22 protein-coding genes are annotated in these 21,898 nt (G+C 47.0%); 8 read left to right on the top strand and 14 right to left on the bottom strand.

The window, feature by feature from the left end:
• Nucleotides 1-38 precede the first annotated feature (38 nt).
• The 6 genes from KNP99_RS03170 to KNP99_RS03145 all read left to right on the top strand — a co-directional run bounded on the left by KNP99_RS03170 (nt 39) and on the right by KNP99_RS03145 (nt 7,724).
• Complete coding sequence (locus KNP99_RS03170) at nt 39-683, top strand: amino acid ABC transporter permease (protein WP_088837249.1); 645 nt, start codon at nt 39-41, stop codon at nt 681-683.
• Complete coding sequence (locus KNP99_RS03165) at nt 680-1,408, top strand: amino acid ABC transporter ATP-binding protein (RefSeq protein WP_029330448.1); 729 nt, start codon at nt 680-682, stop codon at nt 1,406-1,408. Before KNP99_RS03170 ends, KNP99_RS03165 begins: the two co-directional genes overlap by 4 nt.
• A gap of 348 nt (nt 1,409-1,756) precedes the next feature.
• On the top strand, nt 1,757-4,618 hold the full coding sequence (locus KNP99_RS03160) for a 2-oxoglutarate dehydrogenase E1 component (RefSeq protein ID WP_215193038.1): 2,862 nt from the start codon (nt 1,757-1,759) through the stop codon (nt 4,616-4,618).
• Between the two features lie 50 nt (nt 4,619-4,668).
• Nucleotides 4,669-5,928: a 2-oxoglutarate dehydrogenase complex dihydrolipoyllysine-residue succinyltransferase gene (gene odhB, locus KNP99_RS03155; RefSeq protein WP_088837247.1), complete on the top strand. Its 1,260-nt coding sequence runs from the start codon at nt 4,669-4,671 to the stop codon at nt 5,926-5,928.
• A gap of 190 nt (nt 5,929-6,118) precedes the next feature.
• Nucleotides 6,119-7,021: a glycerophosphodiester phosphodiesterase gene (locus tag KNP99_RS03150; protein ID WP_371816353.1), complete on the top strand. Its 903-nt coding sequence runs from the start codon at nt 6,119-6,121 to the stop codon at nt 7,019-7,021.
• A 256-nt stretch (nt 7,022-7,277) separates the two neighbouring features.
• On the top strand, nt 7,278-7,724 hold the full coding sequence (locus KNP99_RS03145) for an Rrf2 family transcriptional regulator (RefSeq protein ID WP_088837245.1): 447 nt from the start codon (nt 7,278-7,280) through the stop codon (nt 7,722-7,724).
• An 85-nt stretch (nt 7,725-7,809) separates the two neighbouring features.
• Here KNP99_RS03145 and mnhG read toward each other — a convergent pair whose 3' ends face one another.
• The 7 genes from mnhG to KNP99_RS03110 are packed head-to-tail and all read right to left on the bottom strand — an operon-like array spanning nt 7,810 to nt 13,599.
• Nucleotides 7,810-8,187, bottom strand: a complete 378-nt coding sequence (gene mnhG / locus KNP99_RS03140; RefSeq protein ID WP_088837244.1) for a monovalent cation/H(+) antiporter subunit G — start codon at nt 8,185-8,187, stop codon at nt 7,810-7,812.
• Entirely contained in the window at nt 8,171-8,446 is a 276-nt protein-coding gene (locus KNP99_RS03135) for a Na(+)/H(+) antiporter subunit F1 (RefSeq protein ID WP_369834785.1), read from the bottom strand. Before KNP99_RS03135 ends, mnhG begins: the two co-directional genes overlap by 17 nt.
• An 8-nt stretch (nt 8,447-8,454) precedes the next feature.
• Nucleotides 8,455-8,931 (bottom strand): Na+/H+ antiporter subunit E, encoded by a 477-nt coding sequence (locus tag KNP99_RS03130; RefSeq protein ID WP_088837242.1) that lies wholly within the window; start codon nt 8,929-8,931, stop codon nt 8,455-8,457.
• Between the two features lie 3 nt (nt 8,932-8,934).
• Nucleotides 8,935-10,419 (bottom strand): Na+/H+ antiporter subunit D, encoded by a 1,485-nt coding sequence (locus KNP99_RS03125; RefSeq protein ID WP_088837241.1) that lies wholly within the window; start codon nt 10,417-10,419, stop codon nt 8,935-8,937.
• Nucleotides 10,412-10,753, bottom strand: a complete 342-nt coding sequence (locus KNP99_RS03120; RefSeq protein WP_088837240.1) for a Na(+)/H(+) antiporter subunit C — start codon at nt 10,751-10,753, stop codon at nt 10,412-10,414. Before KNP99_RS03120 ends, KNP99_RS03125 begins: the two co-directional genes overlap by 8 nt.
• A 3-nt stretch (nt 10,754-10,756) precedes the next feature.
• Nucleotides 10,757-11,197 (bottom strand): Na(+)/H(+) antiporter subunit B, encoded by a 441-nt coding sequence (locus KNP99_RS03115; RefSeq protein ID WP_200872396.1) that lies wholly within the window; start codon nt 11,195-11,197, stop codon nt 10,757-10,759.
• The gene (locus tag KNP99_RS03110; protein WP_088837239.1) at nt 11,194-13,599 is read right to left on the bottom strand and encodes a Na+/H+ antiporter subunit A; all 2,406 of its coding nucleotides are present in this window, start codon (nt 13,597-13,599) and stop codon (nt 11,194-11,196) included. The genes KNP99_RS03115 and KNP99_RS03110 overlap by 4 nt, the downstream gene beginning before the upstream one ends.
• Nucleotides 13,600-13,939: 340 nt before the next feature.
• On the opposite strand from KNP99_RS03110, the gene KNP99_RS03105 reads away from it, so the two are divergent.
• Nucleotides 13,940-14,212 (top strand): hypothetical protein, encoded by a 273-nt coding sequence (locus KNP99_RS03105; protein WP_088837238.1) that lies wholly within the window; start codon nt 13,940-13,942, stop codon nt 14,210-14,212.
• A 54-nt stretch (nt 14,213-14,266) separates the two neighbouring features.
• On the opposite strand, the gene KNP99_RS03100 is transcribed toward KNP99_RS03105, so the two are convergent.
• Both KNP99_RS03100 and KNP99_RS03095 read right to left on the bottom strand, forming a co-directional pair.
• On the bottom strand, nt 14,267-14,560 hold the full coding sequence (locus KNP99_RS03100; protein WP_088837237.1) for a hypothetical protein: 294 nt from the start codon (nt 14,558-14,560) through the stop codon (nt 14,267-14,269).
• 240 nt (nt 14,561-14,800) lie between these two features.
• Nucleotides 14,801-15,514, bottom strand: coding sequence for a YebC/PmpR family DNA-binding transcriptional regulator (locus tag KNP99_RS03095; protein ID WP_029330405.1), 714 nt, complete (start codon nt 15,512-15,514; stop codon nt 14,801-14,803).
• Between the two features lie 205 nt (nt 15,515-15,719).
• Here KNP99_RS03095 and KNP99_RS03090 point away from each other — a divergent pair, with 205 nt between their 5' ends.
• Nucleotides 15,720-17,501, top strand: coding sequence for a glycoside hydrolase family 13 protein (locus KNP99_RS03090; RefSeq protein WP_215193046.1), 1,782 nt, complete (start codon nt 15,720-15,722; stop codon nt 17,499-17,501).
• A gap of 43 nt (nt 17,502-17,544) precedes the next feature.
• Here the strand turns inward: KNP99_RS03090 and KNP99_RS03085 are convergent, their stop codons facing one another.
• From KNP99_RS03085 to KNP99_RS03065, 5 genes are all read right to left on the bottom strand, one after another.
• Nucleotides 17,545-18,753 carry a DUF1015 domain-containing protein gene (locus tag KNP99_RS03085; protein ID WP_214765061.1) on the bottom strand — a complete coding sequence of 403 codons (1,209 nt, stop codon included), beginning with the start codon at nt 18,751-18,753 and terminating at the stop codon, nt 17,545-17,547.
• A 12-nt stretch (nt 18,754-18,765) separates the two neighbouring features.
• Nucleotides 18,766-19,923, bottom strand: a complete 1,158-nt coding sequence (locus tag KNP99_RS03080) for a phosphoglycerate dehydrogenase (protein ID WP_088837234.1) — start codon at nt 19,921-19,923, stop codon at nt 18,766-18,768.
• Entirely contained in the window at nt 19,924-20,988 is a 1,065-nt protein-coding gene (serC, locus tag KNP99_RS03075) for a 3-phosphoserine/phosphohydroxythreonine transaminase (protein ID WP_214771142.1), read from the bottom strand. It lies immediately after the preceding gene.
• Nucleotides 20,989-21,346: 358 nt separating this feature from the next.
• A complete protein-coding gene (locus KNP99_RS03070) occupies nt 21,347-21,730 on the bottom strand; it encodes a nuclear transport factor 2 family protein (RefSeq protein ID WP_088837232.1) in 384 nt (127 codons plus the stop codon).
• 82 nt (nt 21,731-21,812) lie between these two features.
• On the bottom strand, nt 21,813-21,898 hold an 86-nt coding region (locus tag KNP99_RS03065), incomplete at its 5' end, for a cold-shock protein (protein WP_214771847.1).

Genomic DNA, 21,898 nt, shown 5'->3' with positions numbered 1-21,898 from the left:
CACCCGATTGAGTGAATGATGAGGGAGTTGAGCTGCTGATGGAAGTAGCAAAAGCTGCATTTCCGTTTTTCTTAGATGGGTTACAAGTTACCTTATATATCTTTATCATCGCCGTCATCGCAGGATTCTTGATTGGTCTCATCGTTGCCTTGATGCGCTTGTCTCCATTAAAACTTTTAAATGGGATCGCAATCGTTTATATCGATGTGATCCGTGGGACACCGTTCATCGTTCAACTGTTCTTCATTTATTTTGGTTTGAACTCACTCGAATGGTTATCGATGGACCGGATGTACGCGGGGATTTTGACGGTCGCGATCAATGCAGGGGCCTATTTTGCAGAAATCATCCGGGCCGGCATCCAGTCGATTGACAAAGGTCAAACCGAAGCCGCACGATCGCTCGGGATGACGGGCCGTCAAACGATGGTCCAAATCATTTTACCGCAAGCTTTTCGGAGAATGTTGCCGACCATTACGAACCAATCGATCATTAGTTTAAAGGATACTTCGTTGCTCTCGATTATCGGCATCGCCGATTTGACGCAACAAGGACAAGTCCAGCAAGCGACGACGTTTGAACCGTTCATCGTCTGGTCCGTCGTCGGCTTAATGTATTTCGTCATCATCTATCTGCTGTCGATGTTAGCGAAATTCTTGGAACGGAGGTTTACGCTACGATGAGTATCATTCAAGTAGATAACTTAAAAAAGTCATTCGGAAAAAATGAAGTCCTAAAGGATATCTCCGTTGAAGTAGAAGAGAAAGAAGTAGTTTGCGTCATTGGTCCATCTGGTTCTGGGAAAAGTACGTTTCTTCGTTGTCTGAATCGTCTGGAAGACATTACAGGTGGGACAGTCATCATCGATAAGCACAATATTACGGACCCGAAAGTCGACATCAATAAAGTCCGAGAAGAAGTTGGGATGGTCTTTCAGCACTTTAATCTCTTTCCGCATAAGACGGTTTTAGATAATGTTATGCTCGCACCGATTAAAGTCCGTAAAACGGAAAAGGGACAAGCAAAGGAACGTGCGCTTGCATTACTTGATAAGGTAGGGCTCCGCGAAAAAGCGGACAACTATCCTGGAGAACTTTCAGGCGGACAGAAACAACGGGTCGCGATTGCCCGTGCACTCGCGATGAATCCGAAAATCATGTTGTTCGACGAACCGACATCGGCACTTGATCCGGAGATGGTCGGGGATGTCCTTGAAGTCATGAAACAATTGGCAATCGAAGGGATGACAATGATTGTCGTGACACATGAAATGGGCTTCGCCCGTGAGGTCGGAGATCGCGTACTCTTTATGGACGGCGGCTATATCGTCGAAGAGAATGTTCCGAGTGAACTGTTTGATTCTCCGCAACATGAACGGACCCAATCGTTTTTAAGTAAAGTGTTGTAAACGAGGACGCCGGTGCCTGAAAGATAGGCATGGGCGTTTCTTTTCGTGTGCAGAAATGATACTACCGAGAAAGAAATGTTTGTATCATAAATCACTGATGCTGACATCATAAGAAAAACTTATACATTTAGCACAGAGAAATTGGGAATTCGAAACGCACTGAGGCTTAAGAAGTAGTAAGATAATAACTAAGGCAAACACTTTGGTATAAACGCCTTCAGTCGTGGTCATCCATCTTAATTCATAGAGGAAGTGCCACTGTCGATTTTTTATGCCACTATATTTGAAAGCGCTAACAGGTAGAGAGTTGGGAACGGGCTGTGTTGAGCAGCTCAAAGGGTGAAATGAATGAAACGGGGGGAACCGTACATGGCAAGCCGGGAACAGGAGAAACAAGCATTTTATGGACCGAACCTTGGGTACATCATCGAGATGTACGAACGATTTTTAGAAGATGCTTCTTCGATTGACGAAGAGACGCGTGCTTATTTTGAAACACACGGTGCTCCGGTCACAGAAACTGTCACACCAGTGCACGTAGAAACAGGGGATTTCGAAAAATATTTAGCCGCGCATCGTCTCGCAGAACGTATTCGGGCGAAGGGTCACCTTGCGGCAGATATTTATCCGTTGAAAGATCATCCGCGTGAGAACGAATTGCTTGAATTAGAGCAGTTCGGATTAACGGAGGCAGATTTACGGACGATGCCGGTCTCACTCGTTTGTCCAGATCCACCTGCAGGTCTTTCGGACGCATTCGAAGCAATCGAGCACTTAAAAGCGCAATACACGGGAGCGGCGGCAGTCGAACTCCAACACGTTGATGATTTAGACGAAAAGAAATGGTTACGTCAAAAAGTCGAACAAGGCGCATTGACGGCGAAACTGACGAATGACCAAAAGAAACAACTTTTCAAACGACTAGCTGAAACGGAGTTGTTCGAGAAGTTTCTTCATAAAACATATGTCGGACAAAAACGTTTTTCAATCGAAGGACTCGACGCGATGGTTCCATTGCTTGATACGATTATCGGTCACTTGATTGCGAACGGTTCAGAAACGATCAATATCGGGATGGCTCACCGTGGACGCTTGAACGTGCTCGCTCACGTGCTCGGGAAACCGTACGAAATGATTTTCGCAGAGTTCCAGCACGCGCCAAATCATGACCTTGTCCCGTCAGAAGGATCAATCGGAATTACGTATGGTTGGACAGGCGATGTTAAGTATCACCTCGGGCTCAATCGCAAAATGGAACAACAATCGACGAACGTCCGCGTGACACTTGCGAACAACCCGTCACACCTCGAGTTCGTCGATCCTGTCGTCGAAGGGTTCACGCGGGCGGCGCAAGACGATCGCTCCAGCAAGGGGATGCCGACGCAAAGTCAAAATAAAGCAGCCGCGATTTTAATTCATGGTGATGCTGCCTTTCCTGGTCAAGGAATTGTCGCAGAGACCTTGAACATGACGAACTTGAAGGGGTACAACACGGGCGGTACAATTCATATCATCGCCAACAATACGATTGGCTTCACGACAGAGCCAACCGATTCACGGTCGACACGTTATTCGAGTGACTTAGCGAAAGGTTATGAGATTCCGATCTTCCACGTCAATGCGGATCAGCCGGAAAGCTGTTTAGCAGTCGCGCTCTTAGCAAGCGAATACCGTGCGAAGTTCAACAAGGATGTCTTGATTGATTTGATCGGATATCGCCGGTTTGGTCACAATGAGATGGATGAGCCGATGAATACGAACCCGGTCCTGTATGAGTTGATCCATAAACATGACACAGCGCGTGTCCTTTATGCAAAAGATCTTGTCGAACGCGGGGAAGTATCGCAAGAGGAAGTCAAAACGATCGAAGCTGAGATTAGTGATGTGATGAAAGCGGCGCGCGAAAAAGTACCAAACGTCGAAAAAGAATACGGGGGCATCATGCCGGATGTCGTATTCAAAGGGGTTCCGTCGATTGAGACGGGGGTCGAGAAGGACAAATTGATTCATTACAATGACCAGCTACTCGCATGGCCGAGTGGGTTCACGGTCTTCCATAAGCTTGAAAAAGTTTTAAAACGGCGAACGGATGCTTTAACGACGCACAAGGGAATTGACTGGGGACATGCAGAAACGCTTGCCTTTGCTTCAATCCTGTCAGATGGCACACCAATCCGTCTCAGCGGTCAAGATTCTGAACGGGGAACGTTTGCACAACGTAACATTAACTTGAATGACGTGAAAACAGGGAAATCGTTCTCACCGATGCACGAGTTAGAATCAGCGCAAGCATCATTCGCCGTCTATAACAGTCCGTTATCGGAAGCTGGCGTACTCGGGTTTGAATATGGATATAACGTCTTTGCGCCAGAGACACTTGTCTTGTGGGAAGCGCAATACGGTGACTTTGCAAACTCAGGGCAAGTCATCTTTGACCAATTCATCGCCGCAAGTCGCGCGAAGTGGGGTCAAACATCAGGTCTTGTCATGCTCTTGCCACACGGGTACGAAGGGCAAGGTCCAGAACACTCAAGTGGTCGCTTGGAACGTTTCCTGACATTGTCCGGTGAAAAGAACTGGACCGTCGCAAACGTCACGAGTGCAGCGCAGTACTTCCACTTGTTGCGTCGTCAAGCCGCTATTCTCGGCAAAGACGAAGTTCGTCCGCTCGTCGTGATGACGCCGAAAAGTTTACTTCGTCATCCGCTTGCGACATCTGACTTGTCGGAATTGACGTCGGGTTCGTTCAAGCGAATCGTCGAACAAGAGGGGTTAGGTCAATCACCGGAACGCGTCGAACGTCTTGTGTTCGCAACGGGTAAAGTTGCGATTGATTTAGCGGATGCACTCGCGAAGTCGGACGAGTCATATGACTGGCTGCATATCGTCCGCGTCGAGGAAATCTATCCGTTCCCGGCGAAACAGTTGAAAGAGTTAGTCGCGCGTTATCCGAATGTGACAGAAGTCGTATGGGTCCAAGAAGAACCGAAAAACATGGGCGCGTGGTCTTATATCGAACCACGTCTTGAGTCCGTCGCACCAAACGGGATCACCCAAGTGCGTTACATCGGTCGCAGACGCCGGTCGAGTACAGCTGAAGGAGATCCGACCGGTCACAAAGTCGAACAAGCGCGTACCATTCATGATGCGTTGACTCGGACAGCAGCACGGACGGAGAACGAACAACAAACATCGAATACGAACGCGTAACGAAAGCGATTTAGCAGAGATTGAACCATAGTCATAGGGGGACAAAAACGATGGAAATCAAAGTACCAGAACTTGCCGAATCAATTACAGAGGGGACGGTCGCTTCATGGTTGAAACAACCGGGCGATCACGTAGAAAAAGGGGAAGCAATCGTTGAGCTGGAAACGGACAAAGTAAACATCGAAGTACCGTCAGACGAAGCGGGAACATTATCAGAAGTGATGGCAGCAGAAGGGGATACAGTGCGTGTCGGGGAAACAATCGCCGTCATCACGGTTGGTGGAGAAGCGGAAGCGCCGAAACAAGCAGAAGCGCCAAAAGCAGAACCGAAACAAGAAGAAGCCAAGCAACCTGAAAAAGAACAACCGGTCGCAGTCGCAGCAACTGAAAAAACGTCAGCGGCTGATCGTCCGATCGCTTCTCCGGCGGCTCGGAAATTGGCACGGGAAAAAGGAATTGATCTCGCACAAGTGGCGACGCAAGACCCACTCGGTCGGATTCGTGTTCAAGATGTCGCGACGTTCGAAGTTTCACCACGTGAGCAAGCATCTGTGAAGGAAAAACAAGCAACACCGGCACCGAAAGCACCAGCACAAGCAGCTCCAGGTAAACCGGAAGAACGGATTAAAATGTCACGTCGTCGTAAGACGATTGCCAACCGTCTCGTCGAAGTGCAACAGACGGCAGCGATGTTGACGACATTCAACGAAATCGATATGTCGGCCGTGATGGCATTACGGAAACGACGCCAAGAAAAATTCGTTAAAGATAACGACGTCAAACTTGGTTTCATGTCCTTCTTTACGAAAGCAGCCGTCGCAGCACTGAAAAAAATGCCGTACTTGAATGCTGAAATCCAAGGCGACGAAATCGTCCTTAAGAAATTCTATGATATCGGCATTGCCGTGTCTGCTCCAGACGGACTCGTCGTGCCGGTCGTTCGTGACGCGGATAAAAAGAATTTTGGTGAGATTGAAAAAGATATCATCAGTCTGGCTGTTAAGGCACGCGATAACAAATTAGGGCTGTCTGACTTAACGGGTGGGACGTTTACGATCACGAATGGTGGGACATTCGGTTCATTGATGTCGACACCAATTTTGAATGGTCCTCAAGTTGCGATTCTCGGAATGCATGCGATTAACTTGCGCCCTGTCGCAATCGATGCAGAACGGATGGCCAACCGCCCGATGATGTATGTCGCACTTTCATACGATCACCGGATCGTGGACGGAAAAGAAGCCGTGACGTTCTTGAAACACATCAAAGATTTACTTGAAGATCCAGAATCATTGATTTTTGAAGCGTAATCAACGTTACATGTGCGGCGTTCTCCTTTAAATAGGGAGGACGCCTTTTTGTTTGCTTGGGAAAAGGATGACATCAGTAGTTGCGTATTTGTCATCGTTTCTAAAAGCTTCTTCATCCGAACTACATGTTTCCTTCACAGTCATAGCGTAAGATTCAGTCTGTAAGTTACTTTTAAGGGGGAAATCCAACATGATGAAACAGATTGGCGTTACCGTACTTACAGGAGCAATCGTTGCAACAAATTTCGGGAGCATCGATGCTTCGGCACATCAACAGAAACATGGGTTACTCGATCAGAATCGAGTCGTCAACATCGCCCACCGCGGTGCTTCTGGATACGCACCTGAACATACGATGACGGCGTACCAACTGAGTCATAAAAAGTTGAAAGCCGACTACATCGAAATCGATTTACAGATGACGAAGGATGGTAAGCTGATTGCGATGCACGATGAGACGGTCGACCGGACGACAAACGGAACAGGTGCCGTCAAAGATAAGACGTTAGCAGAAATCAAGCGACTTGATGCAGGAAGCTGGTTCAATACAGCGAACCCTGAATATGCGAAGGACGAATATAAGGGACTTCAAGTTCCGACTCTCGATGAGATTTTTGATACGTATGGCAAACATGCGAACTATTATATTGAAACAAAATCTCCTGAAGTCTACCCGGGAATGGAAGAAAAATTATTGAAAACGTTACAACGTCATGGTCTATCAAGTGATCACGTCAAACCGGGGCAAGTTATGATTCAATCATTCAGTCAAGAAAGTTTGTTGAAAGTCAAGCAGCTGGATGCACGTCTTCCGCTCGTTCAATTGATGGACGCGGCGACGGTCAAAGCGATGACGCCTGAGGCACTCGACGAGCTACAGACGTACGCAGTCGGACTCGGACCGTCCTTTAAAGGATTGACGCGGGAAAATACAGCGATGATCCGCGAGCGTGGGTTATTGCTCCACCCCTATACAGTCAACGAAAAAGTCGACATGGAGCGGATGCTTGACTTCGGTGTAACCGGAGTCTTCACAAACTATGCCGATCGATTTAATGAAGTGTTGCACGCCCTGAATAAAAGAAATAAATGAATACCAGAAAAATCAGTTGTCTCCCGTTATGGAAGGAGATAGCTGATTTTTTTATTGTTCATAAAAAACGATCCAAGAGCGATGTGCTTACGTATGCTTGTATGAAAAACTGTTAATTCGCCGAAACGCGTGAGGATGAAAAAAATTTAAATCGGACATTTGATTTTCAGATTCTATCTAAAAAATGGTACGCTAGGCATAGAGAATTCGGATGAATTAAAACTTTTTAAGACGCTTGAGCGAAAGGACGGGTTGGATGCGCATCACACAATATACGGATTATGGATTACGGGTCCTGATTTATCTCGGTGTTCATCGAGATAAAGTTACGCCGATGCCGATGATCGCGAGCCATTATGGAATTTCAGCGAATCATTTGATGAAAGTCACGCAACAGTTGACGAAACTCGGGTACGTTGAATCGACGCGTGGACGGACAGGTGGATTACGATTGATAAAGGATCCGGCAAATATCAATATCGGACAAGTCGTACGTGAGATGGAACCGATGGAAATCGTTGAATGTTTTTCTAAAGAAGGCCGATGCATCATTGAGCCGAATTGTCATTTAAAAGGGATTCTTGGACGCGCTTTACGTGCGTTTCTTAAAGAACTCGAACAACACTCACTAGCAGAACTCGTTGAAAATAAAGAGGAGTTAACCTTTTTATTTGCATCAGAAACGACATCCGTTCAATCGTAAACACGTGACGACGTTCACGAAAAAGGACATCATCTCCCGTAAAAAATCGGAGGATGATGTCCTTTTTGCGTTGAATTAACAAGAATTAGTTATCTCGGTTGATGCGTTTTTTCGGCATGACATGTTCTTTGTTTTTCGAGAGGTCGTCTTGAACGGATCCTTTCCATAAGGGAACATCACTGTAGTAGGCAGCACGGGCGATTAAATGACTTCCGATTGGTGCTGTCGTCAGAACGAACAGGATACCTAAAAATGTTCGTGATGAAAAGAGTCCTTCTTCTGTCACGAAGAAAATGATGACGCTGATCAAAATACTCATGACGCCGAGTGTGGCGCTCTTAGAGGCTGCGTGTGCGCGTGTATAGATATCGGGTAGACGAATCAGCCCGAGAGCCGCGACGATGCTGAAAAAGGCTCCAATTAAAGCAAAGGCGACTACGAAGATTTCATTTATTGCGATCACGTTCGATGATCTCTCCTTTCTCAATGAATTTCGAGAAGGCGACAGTCCCGATGAAAGCTAAAATACCGATTAACAAGATGACTTCTAAATAGTCACTTGTCCGTAAGAGAACGGATACTAAACCGACGATGGAGATTAAACTGATGCCGATTGAATCAAGTGCGATGACGCGATCAGCAATCGAGGGTCCTTTGATGACGCGGTAAAACAAACCGAGCATGGAAATGAAAACGCCTCCGAGTGCGATATAGATCAGCATTTCAAACATTATCGACTCACCTCCAGAATCGCTTTTTCAAAACTATTCCGGATGGCAGCGACAGCTTCATCCGCTTCTGGCATATGAAGCGCGTGGATATACAGTGTTTTATTATCATCTGAGATATCGACGACGAGTGTTCCGGGTGTCAACGTAATCAACATAGAAAGTAACGTAATCTCCCAGTTTTTCTTTAACGTCGTCTCGTACGCAAAGATACCGGGCTGAATATCGAGTCGCGGTTTTAAGATGACGGCCAGAACTTCGATATTCGCAACGACCAATTCGTAAAGAAACCGAATCGAGAGGCGAACTAGAGCGATGACCGGACCGAGATAAAACCGGCTACTGAAACCACGACGCATCGCGAACATCGCAATCAACCCGAGTAGATAACCGACGATGAATGACGAAGTCGTGAAGGAGTTCGATAGAAACATCCATAAGATGGCTAAAAAAGCATTGAGCATTAATTGAAATGGCATCGATTAGCCCTCCTTCAGTACAGCTTGAATATAAAGTGATGGATCGACGAGCGGATCAACGGCTTGGGTGATGAATGGACGAACGGCTTCTGCCCCGACCCCATACGCGACGGTAATCATTACTAAAAGAATTGATGGAGCGAGCAATTGTTTGACGAGATGACGTCGTGAACCCGTATACGTCTTCGGTGTACCCCAAAATCCGCGAATGAAGATTTGCATGACGGAATAGAGGACAAGCAAACTTGACGCAAGGACGATGAACGGTCCGACGAGGTCACCGGCTTCAATCCCGCCACGGACGATCAGTAGTTTACCGATGAACCCGCTGAACGGCGGGATACCAGCCAAGGACAAGGCAGCGATGAAATACGTCCAGCCAAGCAACGGATAAGCCTTAATCATTCCACCCATGCTTTTAAGACGGCTCGAGCCCGCAATTCCGACCATGATACCGACGAGCAAGAAGAGAGCTGCTTTGATTAACATATCATGTAACAGGTAGAAGACGGCTCCTTCGAGCGACTGACGAGTCATGACGGAAACGCCGTAAAGAATGACGCCGACGGCAACGATGATGTTGTAGATTAAGATTTGTTTCGCATCTTTTGTCGCGAGGGCGCCGATGACACCGATGATGATTGTCGCCAGTGCCAATCCCCCAAGAAGCGAGTGGATGATCCCGATTTCGTTCGAAAAGAACAAACTATACGTCCGCAAGATGCCATAGACACCGACTTTCGTCAAGAGAGCACCGAACAAGGCGAGGACGGGTGTCGGTGGCACTTGATACGAGCCAGGTAACCAAAAATAAAGCGGGAAAATCGCTCCTTTTAAGCCGAAGACGACTAAAAATAAAATCGCGATGACACTCAAGATTCCGGGCTGATTGATTTCAGAAATCTTTTGCGAGATATCTGCCATATTGAGCGTGCCGATGATGCCGTATAAAAAAGCGACCGTCATGACGAACAAAGCAGATGAAATGACATTGACCAACAGATACTTCAACGACTCGCGTAACTGCGCCGGTTTACCACCGAGCACAATCAAGACATACGATGAAATCAAGAAGACTTCAAAGAAGACGAACATGTTAAAAATATCACCGGTCGTAAAGGCGCCATTGACACCGACGAGCAAAAACTGAACGGCGATGTAGTAATAAAAACGTTGATGTTGCTCCGACAGATACGTCATCGAATACCAAATGACGAAGAAAACGAGCACGCTCGTCGTCAAAACGAGTAATGCGGATAACATATCTGAAACAAGTGTGATGCCGAACGGTGCCGGCCAACTGCCGAGTGTGACCGTCAAAATCCCGTTTGCCTTGACTTGAGAGACGAGGTAAAGCGAGACACCAATCGTCAACAGCGTCGACAAGAAGGACACGATACGTTGCATCCACAGACGTTTCGTGAAAAACATCAACAAGACACCAGTCAGCAGTGGAATTAAAATCGGTAATAGCGGTAAATTAATCATTCGTATCGGTTCCTTTCATTTCCTCGATATTATCGGTCCCAAGCTCTTGATACGCTCGGTAGGCAAGAACGAGGAAAAATGCTGTTACCCCGAAACTAATGACGATTGCGGTCAAGACAAGCGCTTGCGGGAGTGGGTCGGTATATTTCGTCACTCCGTCTTCAAGGACGGGCGCAGCACCAGTCTTCAGTCCACCCATCGTCATGACGATTAAGTGGGCAGCGTGACTGAGCAAGCCGGTTCCGATGATGATGCGTAAAATACTTTTTGAAAGAATGAGATAGACGGCACACATCGTCAAGATGCCTGCAGCTATCGCCATGATAATCTCCATCTGTTAATCACTCTCCCCAATCGTTTGAATGATCGTCATCGTGACGCCGACGACGACGAAGTAGACACCTAGGTCAAATAACATGGCCGTATGCAAAGACGTTTTTCCGAACAATGGTAAATCAAAGTACCCATGGGCGTGGGTGAAGAACGGTACATTAAACAGTAAGGCACCGGACGCCGTCAAAACAGCGATCAACATCCCGACGGCTGTCACCATCTTGTAGTCGAACGGCAGGATTTGCCGAAGCGTCTTGATGTCGAAGGCAAGCAAAATCAACACGAGAGCAGACGCAGTGACTAGTCCACCGATGAATCCGCCACCTGGCGTATAATGTCCAGCGAAGAACAAGTAGACGGCAAACAAGAAAATAATGAAGGTGATGAACGTCGTCGCCGACTCTAGAATGACGTCATTCGTATTCTTTTTCATTGGTTTTTTCATTTGTCGATGCCTCCTGTCTTTCTGAAGTGAATCATCGCGTAGATGCCAAGACCAGCAATGGCAAGCACGCTGATTTCGAACAGTGTATCAAAACCACGGAAATCAACGAGGATGACGTTGACCATGTTTCCGCCAGCCGCCAATTCATACACGTTATCAATATAGTACTTAGCAATTGAGGCAAACGAGCGTTGGCTGAGTGATGACAAGGCAACGAGTGTCACGCTGAGACCGACCAATACTGAAATCGCAGCATTTCCAAGTTTAAATTTAATTCGTTCTTCTTTACGACTGATTTCCGGCATGTGATAGAACACTAGCAGGAACAGTGCGACAGAAACTGTCTCGATGACGAGTTGCGTCAAAGCGAGATCCGGTGCCCGGAACAAGACGAAGAACAAAGCGACCGAATAACCGGCGACTCCGAGCAAAATGATTGATGTCAAACGCGACCGAGCGAACGTGATCGAAAGCGCACTGCTGACGAGGACGAGCACTAAGATGATTTCGTAAGCGGAAATCGAGCTTAAGGGATCGACGTCGAAGGCGAAGGCATCGAAGAAAAACAGGCTCGATAACACAAGGAGGACAATGAATCCGAAAATATAAACGAGATAAGACCGCATGTATCCGGTCATGACCGCATCGTGAATCGCCGTCGAAACTTTTTCACCGCGGCGTAACAAGCCATCATATTGATGGTTCAGCGAGAAACTTTTCGGCATCCGGTTATAGAGTGACTGCCATTTCGGGAAGGTCTTGAACAAGATGAACCCGACCGTAATGATGATGACGGTGAAGAGAAGTTCAAGATTCAATCCGTGCCAAAGCTTAATGTGGACATCAATTTCACCACCAGCAGCTAGGACCTGCGGTAAGATCGCTTCGGCCGCCGGACGGATGATCGTTTCCGACAACATATTCGGGAAAAGACCGATCAAGATGACGAGTGAAGCCAAAATGATAGGTGAGATCAACATCCCGATTGGTGCTTCGTGTGGTTTTTTTGGTAACTGATCGTGCTGTTTTGGTCCAAGGAACGTCCGGTAGACGATCAGTAAACTATAAACAAACGTAAAGATACTTCCGACGACGGCGAAAAGTGGGAATAAGAAGCCGAACGTTTCCAAGTGGAATAAGCCGGATTCAGATACTTCGTTGACTCCAGTCAAGAACATCTCTTTACTTAGGAAACCGTTGAATGGTGGGACACCTGCCATCGACAATGTTCCAATCATCGCAATTGTAAACGTGACCGGCATCAATTGTGATAGACCACCGAGCTTACGTAAATCGCGTGTTCCGGTTTCGTGGTCAACGATTCCTGCCATCATGAACAAGCTTCCTTTAAAGGTTGCGTGATTAATCAAGTGGAAGACGGCCGCGACGGTCGCGATCGTATATAAACTGTCAGGCAATGCCTCGACCTGCAAGGCGGCGGCTCCTAAACCGAGGAGCGACATGATGAGACCGAGTTGAGAAATCGTCGAGTACGCTAATATTGCTTTTAAATCGACTTGTTTGACAGCGTTGAGAGATCCCCAGAATAGCGTGAACATTCCGACGCCAGAGACAAGATAGAACCAAAGTGGCGTCTCGGCAAAGATCGGACTCATCCGAGCGACGAGATAAAGACCGGCTTTGACCATCGTTGCCGAGTGGAGGTAAGCACTGACCGGTGTCGGCGCTTCCATCGCATCCGGTAACCAAATATGAAACGGGAATTGAGCCGATTTCGTAAAGGCTGCCAATAAAAAGAGGACGAGTGCAACAAGAAACATCGGATCATTACTGTACGTACCGAGTGTACTGAATGACTCGCGGATACTAAAGGAGCCGGATAGTAACGAAAGAATCGAGATTCCACCGAGCATTGAAAGTCCACCAAAGACGGTGATCAACATTGATTTTTGAGCACCATAGCGGGAACGTTCCCGTTCATACCAATACCCGATCAACAGGAATGAAGAAATCGAAGTCATCTCCCAAAACATGTACATGACGATCATGTTGTCGGAGAGGACGATTCCGAGCATCGCCGTCATGAAAAGAAGCAAGTAGACATAAAAATTATGCAGCGCCTCTTTTTTTGCATCAAGATAATAGACGGAATAGAGAACGACGAGCGTCCCGATTCCTGTGATCAACAGGGCGAACAATAGTCCGAGACCATCGATGTAAGCGACGAAGTTGATTCCGAGTGACGGGATCCACTGCATCGATTGCGTGACAGTCTCCCCAGCCATCGTCTGACTGATGTATTGACTAAAGTAAAGAACGAGCGAAAGAGGGACGAGCAAGACGAACCATCCCGTATGCACGGAGCGAAACTGTTTGTACAAGAATGGGATGAAGATACTAGCAAGTAATGGCAACAAGATGGCCAAATGAAGCAATGACACAAGATTCCCTCCTTTGAAATGAACCGAGTAAATGAAAGAAGGACTTCGTACGCAAGCGTTTGTTCTGCTTGGGACTTGTCCTCTCAGCCATATTCATTCGATTTTATGATTGAGCACCTGTTAAAAGTATAGCGTACATTTGCCGTCTCTGCATGACTAGAACCCTCATGAAGCAAAGGAGACCAGTGTTTTTAGATTGAAATATTAAATATGTAGAAACACGGGTGAAAAGGATTGAAAAAAATTTTTAGCCTTGGTTAGAAAGTGATTAATCTGCAATCATTGAGGGAACATTATTCAAGTAAGATCATCTACTATGGAAAGCAGGGGGAACAAAATCATGAATACTACATTAAAGCGCAGTCTGTTTGTAGGTAGCTTAGCCGCAGTGTCTGTTTTCGGAATCAAGCAATATAAACGTTCATGCGCGAAACAAAATCAAAGCATCAGTGATTCAGCTGAGCTCGATCGTCGTCCGAGTGTCGATCAAGGTCAAGATGAATCGGAAGTTGGCTTAACACAACTCGATTCTATCCAAAAAGCAGAGTGGCAAGCGAATGGTTTCCCGCAAACACATGCGGAACGTGAACGTCTAGAAAACGAAGAAGTGTAAAAAAACAGCGCGTCCTGTAATGGGAGGCGCTGTTGACATGTATTAGAAAACCACTTAAGCACTCGTACTTTCGAGGGCTTGAATTCGTTCGCTATGGGCAGTATAGGATGAAAGATGTTCGAACTGATGTAACGTCAGTGTCGTCATCCGGCGTTGACCGGTGCTTGATTCGAGGAGTAAATACGCCTCGTTTTGATCTTCACCACCACCGTCGAAACGGATGTGAGCAGTAATTAGGCGACCATCGTTCGTCTGCATATAAATATCGTAACCACCAAAGTCGACCCGATTAAAGCGAGTAGCCTCGTTGACGATGTGTTTAAAAGTTTCAATGACTGCATATGACATGATTATTCCTCCTTCTTCTCTTACAAAACAAACGGGCTATTCCAAAGATTAACCGTTCCGATTAATAATTTTCCCATTAAATTGAAGAACTAAACATAAAAAAAGAATCTTTTTTTTGCTTGTCATGAAACGCGTTTCATAATGTATTTTGTAAATAAGGTAGCGCGTAATTGGAAGGATAGTTAAACCAAGCGTCAGCTAAAAAAGGAAAAAGCAGCCAAAAGGCTGCTTTTTTATCGTTTAAAGTTCAACGTTATGATAGACCTGTTGCACATCTTCTAAATCTTCGAGTGCATCGACCATTTTTTCGAATTGCTGAACATCTTCTTCAGATAAAGCGACTTCGTTTTGAGCGAGCATAACGAGCTCGGCAACTGAAAATTCCGTCACACCGGCATTTTTTAATGTTTCCTGGACCGTGTGGAACTGATCGGGTTCCGCGTAGATGATAACGGCTTCCTCTTCTTCTAGGATGTCACGGACGTCGATATCCGCTTCCATCATCAATTCAAGAACATCATCCGCCGATTTTCCTTCAAAAGCAAAAATGGCAGTCGCGTCAAACATATAGGCAACGGAACCACTGACACCCATGTTGCCTCCATTTTTCCCAAAGGCAGCCCGCACGTCTGAGGCCGTCCGGTTGACGTTGTTCGTTAATGTCTCGACGATGACCATCGAGCCGCTTGGTCCGAATCCTTCATAACGGAGAACATCGAAGTTCTCTTCCGCGCCGCCTTTTGCTTTTTCAATCGCCCGATCGACGATTGCCCGTGGCACGTTATACGTCTTCGCACGCTCGAGAACAACTTTAAGTGCTTGGTTTGATTCAGGATCCGGTTCACCTTGTTTCGCAGCGACATAAATTTCACGACCGAATTTCGCATAAATCCGGCTGGTGTTTTTGTCTTTCGATGCCTTTTTTTCTTTAATGTTATTCCATTTACGACCCATCAGAATCCACTCTCTCTTTCACATGACTTCGATTTTAGTTGGAAACCAGACGGCTTCCTCTGCGTTATCAGTATACATCAAAAACAGGCACATACTGAATCAAAATGGTGAGGGAATAGCTGACTTTTTGCGGAAAACGTTTATAAGAGGTACGAAGTCGGGAACAGGAATTAAATCTATAGCTATTCTGAAGGGGTGACGGATCATTAATAAGCAGGCAGTTTTTCACCGGGCGATGTCGCCATATGTCTACAAGTACGATCAAGAAACAGTCCATATCAGGTTGACGACAGCAAAAGGGGATGTCGACCGTATCCGACTGATTCATGGCGATCCATACGAATGGGATGCAGAACGAGAAGAAGATCGGGACTGGAACTTTGATCCGGATAAAGAAAAGTTTTGGAAAACGCAACAAACACCGATGATTCGGACAGGTGCTGACGCGACGCACGACTATTGGTTCGTCGCCATAAAACCGAGTCGAAGACGCGTCCGTTATGGATTCGAGTTGTCGACTGCTGAGGAAACGGCAATCTACACGGAACGGGGATGGTACGACGAGATTCCGCTTGACCATCCCGGTTATTATTTTGCCGTTCCGTACATCAATGCAGTCGACGTATTCGATGCACCGGCATGGGTCAAAGAGACGGTCTGGTATCAAATTTTCCCTGATCGGTTTGCGAATGGAGACGTTACGAACGACCGACAAGGAACGGTCCCGTGGGCGTCGGAAGCACCGGCTTACGAGAATCACTTTGGTGGCGATTTTCAAGGTGTGATTGACAACATCGGTTATTTGAAAAACTTGGGGATCAACGGGATTTATTTCTGTCCGGTTTTCGCTGCACCCTCCAATCATAAGTACGACACGCTTGACTACTTGAAACTCGATCCTGCATTCGGGACGGAAGAGAAGTTTCGTGAGATGGTCGAATTGTTACATGCGAACGGGATTCGCGTATTACTCGACGCCGTCTTTAATCATGTCAGTGTCGACCACCCGACGTTCCAAGATGTCATCAAGCGGGGGGCTGATTCAGAATATGCCGATTGGTTCATGATTGATTCGTTTCCGATCGAGATGGACCCGCCGAACTATGAAGTATTTGCTTTTGAAGCCAACATGCCGAAGTTGAACACGGCGAATGCAGATGTCAAAGCCTATCTGTTGAAAGTCGGACGATACTGGGTCGAAGAGTTTGGAATTGACGGCTGGCGGCTCGATGTCGCGAGTGAAGTCGATCATGCCTTTTGGCGTGACTTCAGAAAAGAAGTACGTATGGCAAGTCCGGAAGCCTATATCGTTGGAGAATGCTGGACGGATTCGCAAGAGTGGTTGTTTGGAGATCAATTTGATGCCGTCATGAACTACGGACTGACGGAAGCGTTCTTGACCTTCTTTGCGACGCGAGAAACGACAGCCTCTGAATTTAGTGATGCCGTCGTCCGGAACTTGAACGGAAACGCGATGAACGTCAACGAGGTGATGTTTAACTTAGTTGGCTCTCACGACACACCACGTGCATTGACACGAGCGGGTGGCGATAAGGAACGGATGCGACTGCTGTTATTATCGCTCTTAACCTTCACGGGAAGTCCTGTCATCTATTATGGTGATGAAATCGGTATGACCGGTGGGCAGGATCCGGCAAACCGGAAATGTATGGAGTGGGATCAAGAAAAACAAGACACAGAACTGCTTAGCTACGTAACGGAATTGATTGCGTTACGAAAAGCCCATCCGGCGCTCGCGAATGAAGCATCGTATGTCTTTGAGCAAATCGATGACGAAAAAAATCAGTTCGTTATCCGGCGCTCCTCACCAAATGGGGACTATCTCATCCTCATCAATAATGGGGAGAAAGAAGCGCGATTCGAATTTTCAGGACGTGCAGTCGACTTACTGGACGGAACGGAGTGGGCTGGTGAAATCAACGTAGGACCAATCCATGGGACGATCTTACAAGTAAAGAATGGATAAGAAAAAGGATTGGCGCAATTTTTGCGCCAATCCTTTTATATTGTCAGCTGAAAAAGCGATGAATCAGTAAACCGCTACGCAGTTTTGGTTCGAACCACGTCGATTTTGGCGGCATGACTTGATTTGCATCCGCGACTTGCATCAAATCCGTCAAGTCGGTCGGATGTAAGTGAAAGGCAACTGCCATCGTCCCGTGATCAACGAGTTGTTCTAGTCCAGCATACCCACGGATGCCCCCGACGAATTGAATCCGCGCATCGGTCCGAGGATCTTCAATTCCTAAAAAGGGTGTCAAAAGTTCATGTTGAAGGATAGAGACGTCAAGATTGTCTTTGACAGTCGTCTGTTGCGCCGTGTAATCGAGCGTATACCATTGTTGCTTAAGATACATCTCAAACCGGTGTTTTTGCGTCGTCTCAGCACGACCAACCGTCACGGTGAAGCGTTGACTGATCCGTTCGAGTAATTCGTCGACCGATTGTCCGTAAAGATCTTCGACAGCGCGATGATACCCCATGATCTTTAATTGGTCACTTGAGAAGGAGACAGCAAGGAACAGTTGTGCCTCTTCGTTGTCCGGATGTAATTTTGCAACTTTTGATGCCGCTTCTGCCCGGTGATGTCCGTCCGCGATGTACAGTGCGTCATGACGAGCAAACTGACTCCCAATCGTCAGCATGTCAGAGCGATTTGTAATTTTAAAGATTGTATGTTCAATCCCGTCCTCGGTGGTGAACTGATAGAGCGGGACATTCGTACTCTGTTCTGCAACGATTCGATTGAGTTCATCATCCGGTTGATGGGCGAGTAGGATGGGGCCGGTATGTGCCTCTAACGCATCGATTTGACGGACGCGATCTCGCTCCTTATCAGGACGCGTAAATTCGTGTTTACGGATGAAGCCGTCGTCGTAATCAGTTACGGACACGCAACCGACAAAACCTGTTTGGACATGTTCGCCATCACGGAGACGATAGAGGTAATAGCATTCGTCTTCGTCAAGCTTTAGGATTTGACTATCGCGTGCATCCTTGAAGTGGAGGGCAGCTTGTTGATAAACACGCATGTCGTGCTCATCGATTAGATCAGGTAGCGTCACTTCAGCTTTGTCGATCCGAAGGAAGGATAAAGGGCGACGGCGTACCTCGACCCGTCCTTCAGCCCGGTTGAAGACATCATAAGGTAGCGAAGAGAACGTTTCTGCATATTTGCTTTGTGGTCGTAGTGCCTGGAAAGGTTCGAATGTTGGCATGAGATCACTCCTTTAAAGTAGTCGCGTTTTTAAGATGCCGGGAATCGCATCGAGCTGTGTCAAGGAAATCGTTTCGTCAAGATGGTTATCGATGTCGATGATCGTATAGGCAATCGGCCCTTTGCTACCGTTAATCATGTTCGCGATGTTAATACGCTCCGTCGCGAGGACAGAAGCAATCTGACCGACCATGTTCGGAATATTTTGATGGGCAATCGTCAAGCGACGTTTACCTGAATCGGCGAGTTCGACTGACGGGAAGTTGACGGAATGACGGATGTTGCCGGTCTCAAGAAACGTTTTTAGCTGATCGACGGCCATGATGGCGCAATTTTCCTCCGCTTCAGCCGTCGATGCCCCGATATGCGGCAACGGGATGACGCGCGGTAATGATAAAATGAAGGCATTCGGGAAATCGGTCACATAGTTCGCGAGGCGACCAGATTTCAGGACGGTTGCGAGTGCAGCTTCATCAATCAACTCACCACGCGAAAAATTAAGTAGCGTCGCACCTTGCTTGACTTTCGACAACAAGCGTTCATCGAGCAGGTGATGTGTTGCATCGACGAGTGGAAGGTGAAGCGTGACATAGTCACTCGTCGCAAGAAGTTCTTCAAGATTCGTCACCCGATGAATTTGATTTGAGACCCGCCATGCGGATTCAATCGACATATGCGGATCGTAACCGGAAACGGTCATCCCTAACTCATGCAGCGTATTAGCAAGATTTGCCCCGATTGCCCCGAGGCCAACGATGCCGATTCGTTTACCTAACAGCTCTGTCCCGACAAATTGCCGCTTGTTGGCTTCGATCCGTTCCGGGATGTCTGGTCCGCGTAAATTATTCGTCCAAAGGATACTCGGTATCAATTTTCGGGCTGTTAAAAAAAGACTGGCGATGACGAGTTCCTTAACGGCATTCGCATTCGCACCGGGCGTCGAAAAGACGGGGATCCCACGATTTGCGAGTTGGTCGAGCGGGATCGTATTGACACCGACGCCAGCACGGGCGACCGCCTTCAAGGAGTCGGCGAACTGCATCCCGTGTAAGTCCTTGCTGCGAACGAGGAAAGCATCTGGTGCCTCAACTTGGCGATGGACGTGGTAATCGTCCGTAAAGCGACTCAGTCCTTTTTCAGACAAATCATTCCACAACTGGATTTGGTACATTTAACGTTCCCCCTGTTCAAATTTACGTAAGACGGATAGTAAAGCTTCGACACCAGTGGTCGGCATCGCGTTATAAAGGCTAGCCCGCATACCGCCGACAGAACGATGTCCTTGTAGGTTCACTAAGCCGTGTCGTTCGGCGTATGCGATAAAGGCATCGTCTAAGGCTTGTTGTCCTGTCGAAAACGGGATGTTCATCAAACTTCGATCTGCGTGAGCGACTTGATTCGAAAACAGGTCGGAGTGGTCGAGCGCATCATAAAGCGAGGCGGCTTGAGCACGGTTGCGTGCCGTGATTGTCTGTAATCCGCCCTCTTGTTTTATCCATTCGAGAACGAGTTTCGTTAAATAAATACTATACGTAGGTGGTGTATTGTAGAGTGAATGGTGTTTCGCATGAACGTCGTAACGTAAGTATGAACCGAGAGCAGAAGGTGTCTGCTCGACTAAACTTTTTTTGATGATGACAAGTGTCATACCGGCAGCACCGAGGTTTTTTTGGGCGCCTGCATAGATGACGTCGAACGCGCTGACATCAATCGGTTCTGATAAAATTGATGAAGAAAAATCAGCGACGAGCGGGACGTTGACACGTGGAGCTTCCTGAAAAGTCGTCCCTTCAAGCGTGTTGTTCCATGTCACGTGTAGATAATCGGCATCCGAAGTAAAAGGACCGGCCGGAATCGACCGATAGTGATCGTCTCGGGAAGAGGCGATGATGCGTGTCGATGCATAAGGAGCAGCATCGGCAATCGCCTTTTGCGACCAGCCGCCCGTATCGATGAAGTCGACACGATGAGTCGTCGCAAGGTTCAGTGGCAACATAGAGAATTGGAGCGTTGCGCCACCCTGTAAGAACAAGACATCATAGTCTGACGGCACTTCAAGCAGTTCGCGGACGAGCGACGTTGCATCGTCTAAGATTGCTTCGAATAGGGCGGAGCGATGACTGAGCTCGAGGACAGACTGATGGGACCCTCGATAATTCAATAATTCCGATTGTGCTTTACGTAAGACAGGTTCAGGTAAAACGGCTGGACCTGCGGAAAAGTTAAAAACAGTCATCCAATTCCTTCTTTCTCGTTAATTTTCAGAAAATACATGCAACTTCAGTGTAACGGAATGAAAACGGATTTTCAAATTGCTTTCAGATAGATTTCAAGTACCGAATTCGAATAAATAAAGAGGCTGACTCAAAAGTTGCTCCAAAACCAATTGCAGTGACGGACGGTTCCGGTTTTACGCGGCTTTTACAGAATAAAACGGAAGAGCTCGCACCGTCAGATACAAATAGGCCCGTTTCCCTGTCCATAGTGAGCAGGGAAACGGGCTTTTGTCTCACCCGAGAAAAAGTGAGAGAGCCATTCCTTGTTAAGGCCGTTGATCGTCATCGCAGTAAATGAGAGGAGTGGATCCATGTCATTTAATTTTGATCAAGCGACGTCGCTTGCGAAAAATGCCACTTCCAGCCTGTGTCCGTCAGTTGATAAAGAGAAACGATACGAAAACGTCCTACATAAGACGTCGTCCCATATTGAAACTGGTCTTCTGTCAATGTTTGTACCAAGGCAGTCGTCTCAAAAAGCTCGACAGTCATCGATTCATCTATAGAAGAAACCCATTTTATCAAATCAACGTCAACATAGTGGTCTAAATAAGTTTCTGCGTCGAATTGTCGTCCAAGTCCATCGATGAACGAGAAACTAGGAGTTAAAAGTTCGTTCATCGCTTCTCGGTTTCCAGCCATCAAATGGTCGTGTCTTGCTTGTAAGACATGTTGCAGTTGTTCTTGTGTTGAGAGTTGCATGGAAATTCTCCTTTCTATACGTATGAAGTTTATCATGAATGAAATTAAAAAAAGACCTTGCATCAGCAAGGTCTTAAAAAAATTAAAGTTTAGTAACGTTAGTTGCTTGCGGTCCGCGTTGGCCTTCTTCAACTTCGAAAGAAACCTCTTGACCTTCGTCAAGTGATT

This window comes from Exiguobacterium sp. s95 (genome assembly GCF_018618655.1).
GTDB classification, from domain to species: domain Bacteria; phylum Bacillota; class Bacilli; order Exiguobacteriales; family Exiguobacteriaceae; genus Exiguobacterium_A; species Exiguobacterium_A oxidotolerans.
The sequence above is the reverse complement of the archived record's forward strand: the minus strand, read 5'-3'. Positions and strand labels throughout refer to the sequence as shown.

Bases quoted from the DNA above. Each gene is read 5' to 3' on its own strand.
- KNP99_RS03170 (WP_088837249.1), top strand. From the start codon at position 39: ATGGAAGTAGCAAAAGCTGCATTTCCGTTTTTCTTAGATGGGTTACAA.
- KNP99_RS03165 (WP_029330448.1), top strand. From the start codon at position 680: ATGAGTATCATTCAAGTAGATAACTTAAAAAAGTCATTCGGAAAAAAT.
- KNP99_RS03160 (WP_215193038.1), top strand. From the start codon at position 1,757: ATGAAACGGGGGGAACCGTACATGGCAAGCCGGGAACAGGAGAAACAA.
- odhB (WP_088837247.1), top strand. From the start codon at position 4,669: ATGGAAATCAAAGTACCAGAACTTGCCGAATCAATTACAGAGGGGACG.
- KNP99_RS03150 (WP_371816353.1), top strand. From the start codon at position 6,119: ATGATGAAACAGATTGGCGTTACCGTACTTACAGGAGCAATCGTTGCA.
- KNP99_RS03145 (WP_088837245.1), top strand. From the start codon at position 7,278: ATGCGCATCACACAATATACGGATTATGGATTACGGGTCCTGATTTAT.
- KNP99_RS03135 (WP_369834785.1), bottom strand. From the start codon at position 8,446: ATGCTGATCTATATCGCACTCGGAGGCGTTTTCATTTCCATGCTCGGT.
- KNP99_RS03130 (WP_088837242.1), bottom strand. From the start codon at position 8,931: ATGCCATTTCAATTAATGCTCAATGCTTTTTTAGCCATCTTATGGATG.
- KNP99_RS03125 (WP_088837241.1), bottom strand. From the start codon at position 10,419: ATGATTAATTTACCGCTATTACCGATTTTAATTCCACTGCTGACTGGT.
- KNP99_RS03120 (WP_088837240.1), bottom strand. From the start codon at position 10,753: ATGGAGATTATCATGGCGATAGCTGCAGGCATCTTGACGATGTGTGCC.
- KNP99_RS03115 (WP_200872396.1), bottom strand. From the start codon at position 11,197: ATGAAAAAACCAATGAAAAAGAATACGAATGACGTCATTCTAGAGTCG.
- KNP99_RS03105 (WP_088837238.1), top strand. From the start codon at position 13,940: ATGAATACTACATTAAAGCGCAGTCTGTTTGTAGGTAGCTTAGCCGCA.
- KNP99_RS03100 (WP_088837237.1), bottom strand. From the start codon at position 14,560: ATGTCATATGCAGTCATTGAAACTTTTAAACACATCGTCAACGAGGCT.
- KNP99_RS03095 (WP_029330405.1), bottom strand. From the start codon at position 15,514: ATGGGTCGTAAATGGAATAACATTAAAGAAAAAAAGGCATCGAAAGAC.
- KNP99_RS03085 (WP_214765061.1), bottom strand. From the start codon at position 18,753: ATGCCAACATTCGAACCTTTCCAGGCACTACGACCACAAAGCAAATAT.
- KNP99_RS03080 (WP_088837234.1), bottom strand. From the start codon at position 19,923: ATGTACCAAATCCAGTTGTGGAATGATTTGTCTGAAAAAGGACTGAGT.
- serC (WP_214771142.1), bottom strand. From the start codon at position 20,988: ATGACTGTTTTTAACTTTTCCGCAGGTCCAGCCGTTTTACCTGAACCT.
- KNP99_RS03070 (WP_088837232.1), bottom strand. From the start codon at position 21,730: ATGCAACTCTCAACACAAGAACAACTGCAACATGTCTTACAAGCAAGA.